This is a genomic window from Paenarthrobacter sp. 10L420, assembly GCF_056395385.1.
Genome location: NZ_JBFTJK010000021.1, coordinates 1 through 14,809, shown reverse-complemented (window position 1 = coordinate 14,809; position 14,809 = coordinate 1). Strand labels below are relative to the sequence as shown.

Here is a 14,809-nt window from a genome sequence, read left to right as displayed (position 1 = left end):
GGATCGATAAAGGAACCTATAGCCCCAGTTCAGAGCAAGCGGAGGGCCCACCAGCCAAGACCCTGAACCCGCTCCCCACAACTTCACAGGCGACTCGCGGCGCCAGGCACACCCCGCGGCCAGTGTCAGAGGGACCTGACCAACCAGAATGTACACACGTTAAAGCAAATACCCCCTCTGACGAGGGGGTATGCCGTGCCCGAGGTGGGACTCGAACGGGATTCCCGGCCTTGGTAGCACTGGGAAGTGGCGGAAACGTAAGGAATCCGGGCCAGTCCGACGGCTGTACGGGCCAGCCCGGGGCGAGAAGTGTGGACATTGTCCACACTTCTTTTTTAGCCTCCTTCGAGCACCCAAGGACGGCAGCAGGGTTGACGCACGACGCCGAAATGACTTTGCCTGTGGCCGGCAAGAGAAACACGCAGGCCTACCACGCCAACACTAGTTGCGCAGGGACCTATAGTTAGATCCCGAACGGGCAACCTTTCCCTGCCTCGATTCCACGGCGAGCTGGCCTTACTTCGGGCCTTCCTCTGGCATGAAACAATCGAATTAATTAGATGGGGCTGGTATTTGGGTTTGGGCAAGAGAGAGCGCTTCTTTCAGATTGGCGGTCTGATTCTAAGTCTGGGAGGCAGCGCAGCTTTTCCTTTCTGGATCTACATTCTGGAGTCCCCTGGCGATGACTCATTGTGGCCTTGGCCGGGGATTGCCTTCGTCATCGTCCTTGTTCTCGGGGTTGCCATGATGATTCCCAGCTTCACTGGCAGGGACCCGGAATCGCCAAGGAGACCTACGGCTTCCCAGTCCATTACTGCTGGCGATAGCTCGCGCATCTACCAAGCCGGCAGGGATATCAGATTGGGTGGTGAAGATGATACCCCGTAACCAAGAACTTACTACCGGTGATGGTGCAACGGTTTATCAGGCCGGGGGCAACATCAACAATTATGGGTTGTCCTACCCCGAGGTGCGTCAAATCGCACTCGACGTCTACTACGCCAACGCTCCCCAGCTTCGGGAACTTGCCAAAGAAGTTGCCAACGCCAGAGCAGAACACATCACCACCGAATATTTAGCGCAGCTAACGGCAAAGAACCCCAGTGCCCTAGGCAATCTCGCTGATCCAGATGTTCAAAGCGTTATGTTCGAGGCTCAAAAGTCCTACGCACGCTCGGGCGATGAGGATTTGGAAACGGTCCTCATAGACCTGCTAGTGGACAGAACCGTGCAAATTGATCGTTCGCTGAAAACACTTGTATTGAACGAGGCAATTGCATCCGCACCCAAACTCACCGCTTCACAGCGCCGGTCGATCGCCCTGGTATTCCTCCTTCGGTATACCCGGACGACATCGAACACGGTCGACGACTTCATGAAAACCTACGTCGATGAAATTGTTGCCATCGGTGGCGAAATCCCGCAACTGCGGCAGGACGTATTGCACATAGAGTACGTAGGTGCGGGTTCAAGTTCTTTAGCCGAGTACCCATTCGCGAATGGACTGATTAACGGCTCCGGGGGGCTATTCACACGCGGCTTCCCGCACGAAATCATCCCCGAAGCGCTGAAGAATTCTCCTCACTTCAACACCATCTTTGTGCCCTCTCTTCGCGAGCCCACCAACTTCCAGATCGCTGGCATCTGCGCGGACGACATCGTCGAGATGACCGAGAAGCTGGGCATAACAGAGCTTCAAGAGGAGTTGAAATCACTTGCAAAAAACGGCCGCATGCAGGGTCATGAGGTGATGGCTGAAGCAGCCGCTCATAACCCCGGCATCCAAGATGTGGCTAAGTCGTGGGACCTGTTGAAGGGATTGACCCTAACTTCTGTTGGGCTAGCTATCGGGCACTCCTATTGGAAGCGAGTCACCGGGGCTGACGAAGACCTCGGCACCTGGCTATTATGATCCTCCTTGGGTTCATAGCCCGGTGTGTTTGGGCGGGAGGACCCCGGAACGGCAGCACCCACAGGCCGTGGGCTTGAGCCGGCGATACCCCATGCACTACGTTCCGTTCCTCCTACGGGCACAGCGGCGGTTGCGGCGAAAACGCGCCTTCAGGATCCTTTCTCTGCTCCCTTTGCATGCAAGTTCCGGGCCTCCTATGGGCCCCAAGAGTTCGTGTTCGTGATGCGCATTTCTTTGGACCGCTTGATCACGCACCCTGCTGCGTCGATGGCACTGACCGGCGCTCGGGGTTTTGAGTGTCTGCAAAGACGATCTGACGCGTTGGGAACTGGAGGAGATCAAAGGGCTCAGGGCCGAATCGCGTGATCTGAAGAATTCAGAGAAATCCTGAACCACACTTTGTTATTCATCGCGAGAGCTCGACCCACGCGGCCGCTGACCGGCCGCCTCATTGACGAGAAGTGGTGAAAGGCCCATACGATCGTGTTGATCCTGCCATCCTGCGGATAGGGCGCGTAGGACCCCGTGCCCCAAACGGCACGTACAGGGACACAAAAACGCTCATACTCATCCAGTTCTTGGAAGGTGTTTGGCAGCTACCGATAACGGCGCATATGTCTGCGTGCACAGAACCAGCACACCACTCACCCAGGTACACCGCCTTGGCGCGTCCCATCGGCAAATCTACGACGCCCGATAAGCACCACGGCTTGAAAATGATCCTCAGCGGCGGCCTGACATTTCGATGCCAGGCGCACAACGCTGACGTAGATGCACCTGCAACTTGCGCCCTGGCCAACCCCCACTCCCGTGGCTTCCGTGCCCAAGATAGTAGCGCTGACGTCATGGCGTGGAGGGCACGTCCGCCCATGAAAGGCCAGAAGCAACACCGCTGTTTGTCATTCTGATATTCCGATCATCGCTGGGCGGGTCCTCCGCGCAACCAGGGCGCTACCGCGCCGGAACCGAACCGGAAACTTCGCTCGGCGCTCCTGCGTCGCTCCCCTCCTCCCCAACTTTCCGCCCTGCCCCGGTCCCCCAAGCTGCACTCCAGCCCCGTTCCCAGCGCACAGGTCCCCTATCAGAACGGCCAGCAAGACCAACGACCACAGGCACAAACTCACAAGGCAAAGGAACAGGACAATGAATGAGCTCACCATCAAAGACCCCGCCGACCTGCTCAGCTTCATCGGACACACCCTAGGTTTTTGGCCCACGGAAAGCCTGGTCTGCATCACCCTGGACAACAACAAAATCGGCGCTACCCTCCGCATCGACCTCCCCTGCCAACCCGGAAACGAACTCCCCTACGCCCGAACCGTCAGCAGCTACCTGACCAGCGACACCACCGCATCGAGCATCATTTTCGCCGTCTACACCTCGAGTTACTGCGAGCCCGGGCAACTGAAGCCGCATGCTGCCACCATCGCCGCTCTTACCGGAGTACTCGCCGAAAAAGGCATCACCATCCGCGACGGAATCTTCGTCAGCGACGACGCCTACTCCCCCTATGACAGCGAGCCCGGGTAGGACATCAGCCTCCCCATCAGTTCCACTGAGTACAGCCAGGTCAACGCCGAATTCATCTACCGCGGCAGCACCATCGAACCCACCAACAAAATCATGCTCCCAACCGCGACACAAGAAACAGCAAAATCAACCGCCGTCGAAGAACGCATGCACACCATCCGCACACAACCCCCTGATGATGCCGCACGAGAAGCGAGCCTGCTCTGGACAAGAATGCTCGAGTCAAAGGACTTCCCCACCGACGAAAACTGCGTCAGCCTCATCGCGTACTTCCAGTTCCCTCACATCCGCGACCGACTCATGGCCGACATCCCCGGCATCAACGAACCACCCCAACACATCCTCTTCGCCCAAACCAACACCCCACCAAAATGGTCACGCATCGAATGGGCTCAACAACTCCTCCTCCACGCCTACACCAGAACCAGCCCCCAACACGCAGCACCCATCCTCACCACCATCGGCTACATCAACTGGTGGCAAGGCCGAGGCTCCAAAGCACACCAATACCTCCAACTCGCCCTCGACACCGACCCCGGCTACCGCTTCGCCCGACTCACCGACCAAATGCTCGGAGCCGGCATCATCGCCGGCTGGAACACCAACAGAGACACCGCCTACAAAACCCAACTCGACATGCCCTAAGCCACATTTGTCCGAGTCTGAGCAGGTTAACCGAACGGCAAATATCGGCGCATGCCCTGATTCAAGGCACAGAACTTGCTAGTTCGGGGCGATATTTCGCCGGACACGACCGGATATGTCGGTCCCGTTTGGTAGCTTGCATCCATCAGCAAACGTCTGGGGGTGATTACATGGCTGAACGAAATTCCTACCACGTAGTTCCGGGTGAAGACGGCTGGAAGGCCGAGCGCGAAGGCTCGTCCCGCGCTTCTTCTGTTCACGAAACCCAGGCTGCGGCTATCGATGCTGCTCGGGGTTATCTGTACCGTTCCGGGGGCGGCGAATTGAACATCCACGGTACGGACAACAAGATCAGGGCAAAAGACACGATCGCTCCTGGTAACGATCCGCGGAATACGCCTGGATAAGAGGGTCCGGGTCCCGGGTTCCACCGGGACCCCGACCTTACGGCCGCGACGGCTGAGCATGAAGAGCCATCGAAACTAGATCCGTCATCTATACCGTGCTCAGATTTGGTTGACGGAATCTTCGTTGTCGGCTTTTAAAGCACGGGAGTAGGAGTAGCTGGGAGAACTCCCGTTCCTTCACGAAATATGATTTCCTAGCAGGACTGCGTTCCGGTGAGAAGCCGATTAGCCTGGAGACGTTACGCTCGTATAGCAATGCCGTGGTGATGTTCTGCGACTATCTGACGCATTCTGGCTATAGGTGGGTGATGAACGCCGACCGTCGCTTCAAGGTTTCGGACCAGCTCAGTCTGCGGCTAACATCAGCCGGTCAAGATACGTTCCGAGCGATCATCGCCTGCCCTGCTGTGGTCCGACAGAGACTCTTGGCCCGTCTGCCGTAGGTCAGGTCGACATCGCCAATTGGCTCGAACAGGGGCTCTGTCCGGTTCAGCGTTGTAGGCGCGCCATGTTCCAGCAAGCCGGACCCAAGCCGATCGGCGGTCTTGCCACCAGCAGGTGGGCGGTGTGCGCAGGTACATCAGCGTGCAGGCACTGACAACAGGGGCCGAAGCGAACGGCCTCGGCCCCTGTTGATTGATTCTCGTTGCCGGAAGTCTGGCGACAGGTTTCACGGTGTCAGAGTGTGTTCTCGACGCAATCGAAGCTGGCGGCATCATTCGTGTCGAGGAGCTGGGCGCCGAAGCTTTATGAAGTAGGTGTTCCTGCGGCCAATCCAAGTTCGGTAACGTCGAAGACGCTGCAGCAACCAGCGACAGCCAAACTTCCCCCTTAACTGCTCAAAGAAGAGAGACCATCATGACCAACTTCGTTCCCACCCCTTCAGTCCTGGCACCGGACATCGTCCGCTGAGCATACATGGACATCGTGGTGACCGACCTCGCCAGGTCGCGCGAGTTTTATGTGGACGTCCTTGGCCTGCACGTCACCGAAGAAGACGAGAACGCTATCTACCTGCGCTCCCTCGAAGAGTTCATCCATCACAACCTGGTGCTCCGCAAGCGACCCATCGCCGCCGTCGCCGCCTTCGCCTACCGGGTGAAGTCCACCGCCGAAGTGGACGCCGCCGAGGCCTACTAACCGCGAGCTCGGCTGCCGCTGCCGGGTTGAGCGCTGCAAGGAAGGTTTTACCAAGGGCGTCGGCCACTCTGTCCGCGCAACAGGGCCCGTCGGCATCGTCGCCGAGCCCCAGGGAGCGGTTATCGGCCCGATCGCGACCAGCCCCGCACCGACGAAGCGCTTGTCGCCGATGGGCAAGAGACAACGAGACTGCGCCGGATGCGGAGCACCGGTCGGGTTCATCGCCCGGGAGTACTGCTGTGAGCGCATACGTCGGATCCGCGAGCAGGCAGCGAGGGCGCCATGCCCGCGCTGCGGCAAGGACCGCGTCTTAGATACAAAAATCGGGCACGTTGTGCTCTCGATGCTGCTCGCGGTGCACACACAAGGCGAACGATGGCCGAAGGCACGGTCCGCTTACCCGAGCCGATTACCCGCCAGTCCATCCCGAGCGATCAACTGCGTTCTCTGAGCCTTACTGTCGCATCGACATCAACCGTGAGACCTTCAGGGTCAGTCTCGGGATCTCCGACCACGACGACGCCGTAGTCACGCGCCGCCCCGACGATGCTCACATACTCGTTGCGCACGTCGGCGAGAACCCGTTCTTCTTCACGAGTGAAGGGGTCGCCCCATCCGCCGCCCCCGTTTGTCATGCTGCGGAGCACGGATCCGGCTGGCAGGTCCCACGTCGGTCGGGTACCGAAGTAGAAGTACTTGCCGTCTTTCCCATCCTGCAGTTTGGTTTCCGGGTCGAGGACACCGGCGATCGGATCGGAGGACGTTAGAGTTTCGGCGCTATGCGAGAGCAGTTGCTGTCGCTCCGCGATAGCGGCGACTGTCGGCGCGAAGGTCCAGGCTGCTCCGGTTATTCCGGCCTTTCCGCCGTTAACACCGAAACCGCCTGACCCCGTCAACGTCACCGGACACGGAAAATGCGTGCTGTCCGTGAGCCACAGCGAGTCGCGCGACATCGCCATGCCCCCGCGGTGATATCCAGGACCGCCGGAATCGATGACAGCTTGGTTAAACAGCGCTACGACCGGCACACTCGCCTCGATGGGCTCAAACCCCAGGGACGAAATGTTGGCGAGTATCGAGATGATGTAGTTCTCTCCATCGCCTACCTCCGACGCCCCCCAGGGGCCCTGTTCTCCCCCGAATGCCCCGACGGTCGACCACTGGCTCCCATCGGGCCGCACGCCGACGGTGTTATGGACATTCCGGCCGAGATCTCCGCCCACCGCCCGAGGACCGAGCGCATCCGCTAGCGCGTTGCTCACAGCACTCAGAAGCGAGGCAGTTGCATAGAAGTACATTGTTACTGCCCCGTCGGGCGGCATTGCAGAAACGATCGATCCAGGAGGGCAAACCACGTCGATGTTGCGCCAATTGCCCGAGGTGAATGCGATGCCCGGGGAGAGGAGCATGCTGAGTCCACACCCGATCGCATTCTTAGCGTCGATAAACGTGCAGTTAATTCCCGTGCGTGCCTGCCGAGAGGTTCCTGACAGGTCCGCCTCAATTTTTGAACCCCGCACGCGCAGCGCTACCTTGATCGCATACGTTTCCGTTTCATCGACGCCGTCCGCGTCGACAACAGACGATCCCGTGTAGTCGCCGTCGGGAAGTTCGGCAATGGCTTCGGCCATCCTCTCTGCGGAAGCATCAGTCGCATATCGAATGGATCCCAGGTACGGTTCGAGACCATAACGGTCGATAATTTCCAGGATCATCCTCTCTCCGAACCCTAACTGCGTTTGTGTCGCAAATAAGTCGGGAAGGATTAATTCTGCCCACCTGGTGTTGTCGAACAGCAGCGAGAACGTCTGCCGAACCGCCTTACCTTGCGACCACATCAGCATCGGCGGAAGGACAAGCCCATCTTCGTAAGTGCTTCGCTTTGAAGCGCTGAATCCCCCGGGCGTGACGCCGCCGAAATCGAGCTGGTGCACCTTCATCGCGACGAACGAAACAATCGTGTCGTCAACGAAGATCGGCTTGATGAAGCACAGGTCATTGACGTGCCCGCCGATCCGGTACGGGTCATTACCGACGAGGATGTCACCTTCGCGCAGGTCGTCGTATCCATATTCTTCGACGGTGTTGCGTACAGACTCCGTCATTGCACCGATGAAGGTAGGCAAACCGTCACTAATGGCACCCATCGCATAGTCGACTTCGCGAGGCCCAACAATGACACAGGAGAAGTCGTATACGAGCGAAACTATCGGGGAGAAGGCCTGCCGCCGGAAAGCCGTCGCCATATTTTGCACGGCATACGTAGATTTTGTGTTCAGAAGGGAGGTAGTGAACCTGTCAGCTCCGTACCTCTGAACGAATTCCTCGTTGGTCAGAGCGCGGAGGAATGTCTCGTGCACGGTCCCAGACGGCTGCTCATTGGTGATGGTCACTTCTGTTCTCCTCTCGACGCCGCGGATGTGATGACGAGCTCACCGTGGAGCCCGACATCCACGCGCTGACCAGCCGTGATATGGGTAGTGGATAGCTTTTCGGACACGATCGCCGGACCCTCAATGCGGTCCCCAGCGCACAGATCGAGCCGGTTGTACACAGGCACCTGTACAGGCGTGTCCACAATGAGCTGGATTGTGGTACTCCGCACGGGGCTCAAAGGCTGGGCACCACGAGCCGGAAGCTGGGGGTACTCGACCTTCTCGGATGCCACCGTTGCCTGGATCCGATACGTCACACCTTCAACAGCGAAAGCTTCGAACCTGCTGCCGGTCCGGGCGAAATAGGTATCGTGAAAGTTTCGAATAATCGCTGCTATCGCATCTGCGTCGACCAACCCGTCCGGAACCTCGATGAACGGCATGTCGAACTCTTGGCCCGCTAGTCGTGCATCGAGCGACCGGACGATGGTGACCTCGCGATCGGTGTCGAGGGATTCCAGAAGAGCCTGCTCCATATCGGCGTAGATGGCATCGATCTTAGCGGCGTTCTCAGGCACGAGGAACGTGTAAGCGCCACGGTTGCTCGTGTAGACCTGCTCTGCTGCCAGGAGCCCGAGCGCGGAGAACAATCCGGGGTGCGGGGGCACGATCACGGACTTGGCGTGCACGAGGTCCAGTGTTGCCGGAAGCAGCATCGGACCAGCCGCGCCGTACGCCATAAGAGAGTACTCGCGGGGGTCGATGCCGTTCTTGATGGCAACGTTCGTCATCGCCTCCGCGAGGTTATGGAGACCGAGTTCGTACGCGTAGCGAACTCGCTCCTGATACGTGAAGTCAGTGTCCAGTGCCTCGAACGCTTCCCGCGACTTGTCGATATCGAGAGCAATCCTGCCGTCGGCAAACCCAGCGGGTTCGATGATGCCGGCCAATAGGCATGTGTCCGTCGTTGTCGGCTGAGTTCCCCCCTTGCCATAGCATGCGGGGCCAGGCGTTGAACCAGCGCTATCCGGCCCGACCTGCAGCTCGCCTGACGATCCAATCTGAACGATGCTGCCGCCGCCGGCGCCGACGGAGGTGACATCGTTGGCCAAGGCACTGACGACGAGATCATGCTCCAACTCAAACGTCGTGCTCAAGTACGGGGCGCCGTTTGTCACCAGCGAAATGTCGCATGACGTACCGCCGACATCGGAACACAGCAGATCCTGCTCACCAATCATTCGGCCAAAATCGGCACTCGCGACTGTCCCTGCAGCTGGACCAGCGAAGACGATCCGGAACGGTTGGATCAGAGCTCTGTCCGCTGGAACAAGTGTCGCCGCGCAATCGGCGAAATTGAGCGCGCCGTTAAATCCCGCGTTACTCAGGCCACCCTGTAGCTTTTCGATGTAGTCCGAAAAAAGAATCTTCATACAAGCATCGATCGTCGTCGTCGAAGCCCGCGCGTATTCATGCGCGATAGGCGAGACCTCGCTCGAGATGGACACAGGAATGTCACCCAGAATTTCACGCACGAGCTCACGGAGCCGTAGCTCATTCGTGTCATTCACGTAGGAGTTCATCAGGGTGATAGCCACGCCTTCAACATTGCATTTGGCGAGCACATTGATCTCGGCACGCGCCTGATCTTCGTCCAGCGTGAACAACACCGAGCCGTCTGCTTTGATCCGCTCGTGAATGGTCCGGCGCAGGTAACGCTCAACCAGAGGACGGCGCGCATCTCCGAACTCACGACGCCAGTTCGGGTCCAGCAGCGCCTTCATGGGGCGGAAGACCGAGCCGTGGTCGAGTGTGTCGCGGTGTCCTACGGTTGCTAGCACGCCGATCTTCGGTAGCTTGCGGGTGATAACAGCATTCAGCCCATGCGTACTCGCATGATTGAATATCGTGCCATTCTCCAGCCCGAGCTCTTTTGCGCCGCCCACTACCGCGTCGTAGATAGCCGAGTAATCGGTCGACACTTTCACGGTCCGAATAACCGACCCCGAAACAGCAACCACATCTGTAAACGTCCCGCCGACGTCCACTGAGAACATCACCGAAGGGCCTCCACTCGGTCAGCGAAAAATTCAAGTGGCCCAAACATGGTCCACCTCTCACGATCGACCTCGGCCAAGCACTCCTGGCACCGGATTGTGAGGAACCACCCGCCCTCCGAAGTCACCGGATAGCGACGGATATCTGTGCTTTGACAGTGTGAACAAACCGCCGCGACAGGTTCACGAGCTTGCTCCACAGTCAAACTCGACGGCCTCGGATAATGCACCATTGCACGGCTCCTCTCTATTCAGTGCTTCTTTTGAAGCTTGGCAAATGCTCTTGTCAGGCGAAAACCGGTGAACTTCAGACGCCAATCGATGGATTCCTTCACGGTGCGTTGAAGGTCCGGGGCGTGAGCCGTCCGTGGACGGACGCAACGCGCGCGAGTTAGAAGGAGTGATTGTCAATTACCGACCACCCTCCACGCCGACAATGACACACGCCATCACCGCCGGCGCGGTGGAGACGTTCCGCCATGCGTGGCGGGTTCCGCGTTGGACCAGACAGTCGCCGCGGGTGAGCAACTCGCGCCTTCCGCCGTCGAGCTCCAGCTCAATCTCTCCGTCAACGACGAAGATGTAGTCGATGGTGTTCGACGTATGGAATGCCGCATCACCCGCTGTCTCGTGCGTAGCCGCAACCCCTAAAGCGTCGCCAGACGACTCGTCCGGGCGGTCGACTACATCAGTAACCGACAAATCAGGAGGAATGGAAAAGACCGAGAAACGCGTTCCCCCTGGACCCGGAAAATTAGTGCCGGCCACTGGTTCTGCTGGGTCCTGGAAGACCGGGACGCCGTCCGATGTACCCCAGACCTGCCACGAGATTCCCGTCCGTTCCTTGCTCCCATCCCCTACGGGAGTTCGTACGAATGCGGGCTCTATGAGGTCGGTCGATCGAAAGCGGGAGATACCCGCATCGTCTACCTCGGTCACCACTGCCTTGACTTTTCGAATTACGTCAGCGTTTTCCACGAGAATTCTCTTTCTTCGTACTTCGTGCGGTGGGATCTTGAAACAGAGCCTATTTATTGACTTTCTCGGCGATGCTATTGTCAATGCCGTCAGCGGCAGACTTGAGCGTTAGCTCGGACTCCATGAGATTTACTCTGCTTCTCATCAGTGTCTTCATCCCCGTTGATCAGACTCACAAGGGGCCTTACTGGCCGAGTAGCTTCTTCCATCGCTGCTGGAATGCTTTGGCCTCGGCGGTCGTGATCTGCGGGATCTCTTCCAGCGTGGCTCCATTGGTTTGAATCAGCCCGGGCACACCCTCGCGAACGGGGTACATGCCTTTGGCAATAATCGTCTGACCGGCCTCGCCCAGGAGCCAGTTCACGTACACCTGCGCTGCATTCGGGTGCTTGCCCGCCTTCAACACCACCACCTCGTTGCGAATACTCCCGGCGTTCGGGTAGATCTTGTAGTCGACCGGCGCACCGGTGGCCTTGACCGACGCCACGTTCCCCGCGGGCACGGGCATCGTCGCGGAGATCTCCCCTGCGGCCATCGCCGCGATTTGTGGGTTTGAGCCAGGATAGCTGCGCGGCGCGCCCTTTGAGGTCAGCTTGTCAAGGAACGCCGAACCACCGGTCTGGGGCTTTTCCGTCGTTTGGAGTACCGAGGCCACGGTCGGACTGATCGAGGGGTCTGTCACCCCCAGATGCGACGGGTCCACGTTCAAGAGGTCCTGCCAGGAGTTGATGCCCTTCGGCATCAACTTCGTGTTCCACGCCCACGCATAGACGGCGCTGCCCATCGTTACCACGTACGGGGTGCGCTGATTGTTCGCTCGATCGACCTTTGGATCACCCAGCGCCGGAACGGTGAGCGGCAGCAAAGCCCCCTTGTTCGCGTATCCATCGAAAGTCGGATGATCCAGGATGTCGACAACGTCCGCACCCACGTTCCCAGCGGCGAGCTCGGCGTCGACTCGCGCTGTGATATCTGCCGGGGTCGAGCGAACATAGGTTAACTTGATATTCGGGTAATCCTTCTGGAATGCCGCCGGGAGCGGATCGGACATACTCGGGCTGAGAAGCCCGTAGATGGTCAGCTCGCCCTCCTTGTTGGCGGCGTCCACTACCTTCGACCATTCCGATGGGTCCATGATCTTGTTCGACGCGTCAGCCGGGTTCGCGCCCGAATTGCTCGTTGAAGAACCGGCCCCTGCTGATGCGCATCCTGTCAGCGCGAGCAGCCCTCCCGCGACAAGTAGGCATCCATGCACCATTACGGCCCTGGTCTTTTTCACAGCTATGTCCTCCATCCACAATGGATTCGAATCCACGTCTTCGGGAATCCGGCCTCCCCCATTCGGCAAAATCAACGTATAGGAGGGTTGGATACGATTGCAAGGAAACTTAATTTCTTTCTGAAAAAAGTTAACAACGATGCCGGGCAGATCCTTCGGAGGCCGGTGGAACTTGTGCAAGAGGCAGCCGCGAGCGATCCTCGCCTGCTGGCCCTCCTATCGGTTCGGTGTTCGTCGCGGCCTACCTGCTGGTGCACGGAATGATTTGCTAGGAAATCCTGAAGCAGATCAACACCGCCCACCACGCTTGGGTCAAACGTGTCAGGGGCACATAGCACCCCCGCTACCCAGTTGTCCACCGATCGAACTCGTTGCGGCAGGTCTGCTCGTGCGCGGCCTAGACGATACGGCTAGGAGGAACTCGGCCGCCCGTGGGCTCGGGTGCGGTTCCTTCTGAAGGCCATTTTCGCCGGGCCGGACACCGGTGCGCCCCGTTTGATCGGGCAGGGTTACGGTCGAGGGTGGGGGCGCGCCGGGTCCGCGCCGGGGCGGTGATGGCCACTATCAGAAGGACCCGGGAAGTGTGTTCAAGGTGGGCTGGAACCTCCTTTCAAAGCAAGACGTGGGTTGCCTGCCACACTTGGCGGACAAGTAGAGCCACATTTGAAGTTTGGAGGTTCCAGCTATGTTCGAGCGTACAAGCGTTGGACTGGATGTCCATGCCAGGAGTGTCGTAGCCTGCGCGTTGGATGGCCTGAGCGGGGAAGTTTTCCGGCACCGTCTGACGCCGGACCGGGATGAGATTCTCGCCTGAATCATCTCGCTGCCTCCGCCGGTCAAGGTCGTTTACGAGGCGGGTCCGATCGGTTTCGGCTTGGCCAGGTTCCTCCTCTCTTCCGGCATCGATACCGTTGTCGCGGCCCCGTCTAAGCTCCAGCGCCCCTCGGGTGATCGGGTCAAAACCGACGCGAAGGATGCCCTGCACCTGGCCCGGTTGCTCAAACTCGGTGAAGTCACGGCAGTCCAGATTCCCTCGGTAGAGCCGGGAGCAGCTCGCGATTTGGTCCGCTCCCGTGAAGATGTCCGCGGTGATCTGATGCGATGCTGGCATCGGATCTCCAAGCTCCTGTTACCCCAAGGCATGTTCCCGAACTTGATGACATCGACGTGGAGCATCTCGCCTGGGGCTGTGTGTTCGTAGCGGCGGATCGGTTCTCCAGTGATCCGGTCGATGTAGCGCAGCCGGGCCAGGAGACGATGAAGAGCTTTGCTGCTTCGCTGACCGTCCAATGGTGGTCACCGACCAATGGGGCAAGCTTCAAACGGGCTTATGGGGTCAGCATTGCGTTAGCGTGGGACACGAAGGCCTCCTAGGTGTGCAGCGGTTTCTTAGACAGCTCCACTCCACACCGGGAGCCCTTCGTCATCCCGGAAATCTCACGCCGTGTCCTCACACGGCCTCAACCAACCTCCCTGGGCAGTACAACTAGATTGACGAACTGCCCCGAGTGGCATCGACGACCCTCAGTAGGTAGCGCGGCCGCCAGAAAGGTCGTAGGTGAATCCCGTGGAGAAGCTAGCCCGGTCGGAGCAGAGGAACGCGATCAGCTCGGCGGCCTCCTCAGGCCGTCCCATCCGGTTCATCGGGATCTTTTGGCTCACGGCTTTCAGCGTGTCCGGATCGGCTCCTTTGAGGATTGGAGTCTCGAACACGGCGGGCGCCACGGCGTTGACGAGGACTCCCGTGGTTGCCAGTTCTTTTGCGATCGATTTCGTCAGTGCGATCACCGCAGCCTTGCTGGCTGAATAGGCACCGTTATACGGATTGCCTTCTTTCCCAGCCATGCTGGCGATGTTGACGACCCGACCCCAACCCTTGTCGATCATCCCGGGGATGAAAGCACGGCAGGCGTAGAACGTACCCGCGGCGTTCACGCGGAGCATGAGATCCCAGTCCTCGTCGGAGGTTTCCAGTACCGAAGGTCCGGAGCGCTCCTTCCCTGCGCTGTTCACTAGAATGTCAACGGGTCCGATTTGTCGAGCGGCATCCGCGACGGCGGAGGAATCGGAGATATCGAGGCTGTAGTCCGCTTCCGGGACCAGGTCGATCGTGTAGACGGTGATTCCGTCCTGACGCAGGCGAGCGGTGAAGGCCTCACCGAGCCCACTCATCCCGCCGGTGACGACAGCTATTCGTCCATTGTGTCCAGTCATCGAGCTTCCAATCATTGTTGTTGCGAGGAATGCCTCAGGAGACAGATTTGCGTCCGCAATGCCCTCAACAAGGGGAACACGCGGCCTCCCCCGAGGCAGTAGGCATCCTCGGGGCCTGCTTTCTCTCCCTCTAGAGGCCTTTCAGGGCGCCCCGGCCGCCTAGCAGGAAGGCAAGACCGAGCCCGACTAGCGAAACGGCGGCCATTATCAGGGCAAGCACCGCAACCGCGGAATACGAGCCGAATTCGAGTAGGTCGTAGAGGGTCGTTCCC

At 59.1% G+C, this 14,809-nt stretch carries 9 protein-coding genes and 3 pseudogenes; 6 read left to right on the top strand and 6 right to left on the bottom strand.

The features are described from left to right. Window positions 1–874: 874 nt before the first annotated feature. The 5 genes and pseudogenes from AC1DD5_RS21855 to AC1DD5_RS21835 form a co-directional block, all read left to right on the top strand. Window positions 875–1,912, top strand: a complete 1,038-nt coding sequence (locus AC1DD5_RS21855) for an LPO_1073/Vpar_1526 family protein (RefSeq protein ID WP_477522784.1) — start codon at window positions 875–877, stop codon at window positions 1,910–1,912. Between the two features lie 1,143 nt (window positions 1,913–3,055). After that, complete coding sequence (locus tag AC1DD5_RS21850; protein ID WP_477522757.1) at window positions 3,056–3,442, top strand: DUF4192 family protein; 387 nt, start codon at window positions 3,056–3,058, stop codon at window positions 3,440–3,442. Between the two features lie 93 nt (window positions 3,443–3,535). Then, complete coding sequence (locus tag AC1DD5_RS21845; RefSeq protein WP_477522756.1) at window positions 3,536–4,087, top strand: DUF4192 family protein; 552 nt, start codon at window positions 3,536–3,538, stop codon at window positions 4,085–4,087. Window positions 4,088–4,257: 170 nt separating this feature from the next. After that, window positions 4,258–4,494, top strand: a complete 237-nt coding sequence (locus AC1DD5_RS21840; RefSeq protein WP_477522755.1) for a DUF2188 domain-containing protein — start codon at window positions 4,258–4,260, stop codon at window positions 4,492–4,494. Between the two features lie 918 nt (window positions 4,495–5,412). Further along, window positions 5,413–5,740: pseudogene (locus tag AC1DD5_RS21835) on the top strand (VOC family protein); the annotation flags it as partial. A 328-nt stretch (window positions 5,741–6,068) separates the two neighbouring features. Here the strand turns inward: AC1DD5_RS21835 and AC1DD5_RS21830 are convergent. From AC1DD5_RS21830 to AC1DD5_RS21815, 4 genes are all read right to left on the bottom strand, one after another. Further along, complete coding sequence (locus AC1DD5_RS21830) at window positions 6,069–8,027, bottom strand: hydantoinase B/oxoprolinase family protein (protein ID WP_477522754.1); 1,959 nt, start codon at window positions 8,025–8,027, stop codon at window positions 6,069–6,071. Continuing rightward, window positions 8,024–10,066 (bottom strand): hydantoinase/oxoprolinase family protein, encoded by a 2,043-nt coding sequence (locus AC1DD5_RS21825; RefSeq protein ID WP_477522783.1) that lies wholly within the window; start codon window positions 10,064–10,066, stop codon window positions 8,024–8,026. The genes AC1DD5_RS21830 and AC1DD5_RS21825 overlap by 4 nt, the downstream gene beginning before the upstream one ends. 411 nt (window positions 10,067–10,477) lie before the next feature. Beyond that, the gene (locus AC1DD5_RS21820; protein ID WP_477522753.1) at window positions 10,478–11,044 is read right to left on the bottom strand and encodes a cupin domain-containing protein; all 567 of its coding nucleotides are present in this window, start codon (window positions 11,042–11,044) and stop codon (window positions 10,478–10,480) included. A 184-nt stretch (window positions 11,045–11,228) separates the two neighbouring features. Next, window positions 11,229–12,503, bottom strand: coding sequence for an ABC transporter substrate-binding protein (locus tag AC1DD5_RS21815; protein ID WP_477522752.1), 1,275 nt, complete (start codon window positions 12,501–12,503; stop codon window positions 11,229–11,231). Between the two features lie 505 nt (window positions 12,504–13,008). Between AC1DD5_RS21815 and AC1DD5_RS21810 the strand changes: the two are divergent. Further along, window positions 13,009–13,467 (top strand): annotated as a pseudogene (locus tag AC1DD5_RS21810) (IS110 family transposase); the annotation flags it as partial. Here AC1DD5_RS21810 and AC1DD5_RS21805 read toward each other — a convergent pair. Together AC1DD5_RS21805 and AC1DD5_RS21800 are read right to left on the bottom strand one after the other, a co-directional pair. Next, window positions 13,455–13,586 (bottom strand): annotated as a pseudogene (locus AC1DD5_RS21805) (IS481 family transposase); the annotation flags it as partial. The pseudogenes AC1DD5_RS21810 and AC1DD5_RS21805 sit on opposite strands and share 13 nt — an antisense overlap. Before the next feature lie 261 nt (window positions 13,587–13,847). Beyond that, window positions 13,848–14,537 (bottom strand): SDR family NAD(P)-dependent oxidoreductase, encoded by a 690-nt coding sequence (locus tag AC1DD5_RS21800; protein ID WP_477522751.1) that lies wholly within the window; start codon window positions 14,535–14,537, stop codon window positions 13,848–13,850. Between the last annotated feature and the right edge of the window lie 272 nt (window positions 14,538–14,809).

Coding starts and splice junctions, on each gene's coding strand:
- AC1DD5_RS21855 (WP_477522784.1), top strand. CDS start 875: ATGATACCCCGTAACCAAGAACTTACTACCGGTGATGGTGCAACGGTT.
- AC1DD5_RS21850 (WP_477522757.1), top strand. CDS start 3,056: ATGAATGAGCTCACCATCAAAGACCCCGCCGACCTGCTCAGCTTCATC.
- AC1DD5_RS21845 (WP_477522756.1), top strand. CDS start 3,536: ATGCTCCCAACCGCGACACAAGAAACAGCAAAATCAACCGCCGTCGAA.
- AC1DD5_RS21840 (WP_477522755.1), top strand. CDS start 4,258: ATGGCTGAACGAAATTCCTACCACGTAGTTCCGGGTGAAGACGGCTGG.
- AC1DD5_RS21825 (WP_477522783.1), bottom strand. CDS start 10,066: ATGTTCTCAGTGGACGTCGGCGGGACGTTTACAGATGTGGTTGCTGTT.
- AC1DD5_RS21800 (WP_477522751.1), bottom strand. CDS start 14,537: ATGACTGGACACAATGGACGAATAGCTGTCGTCACCGGCGGGATGAGT.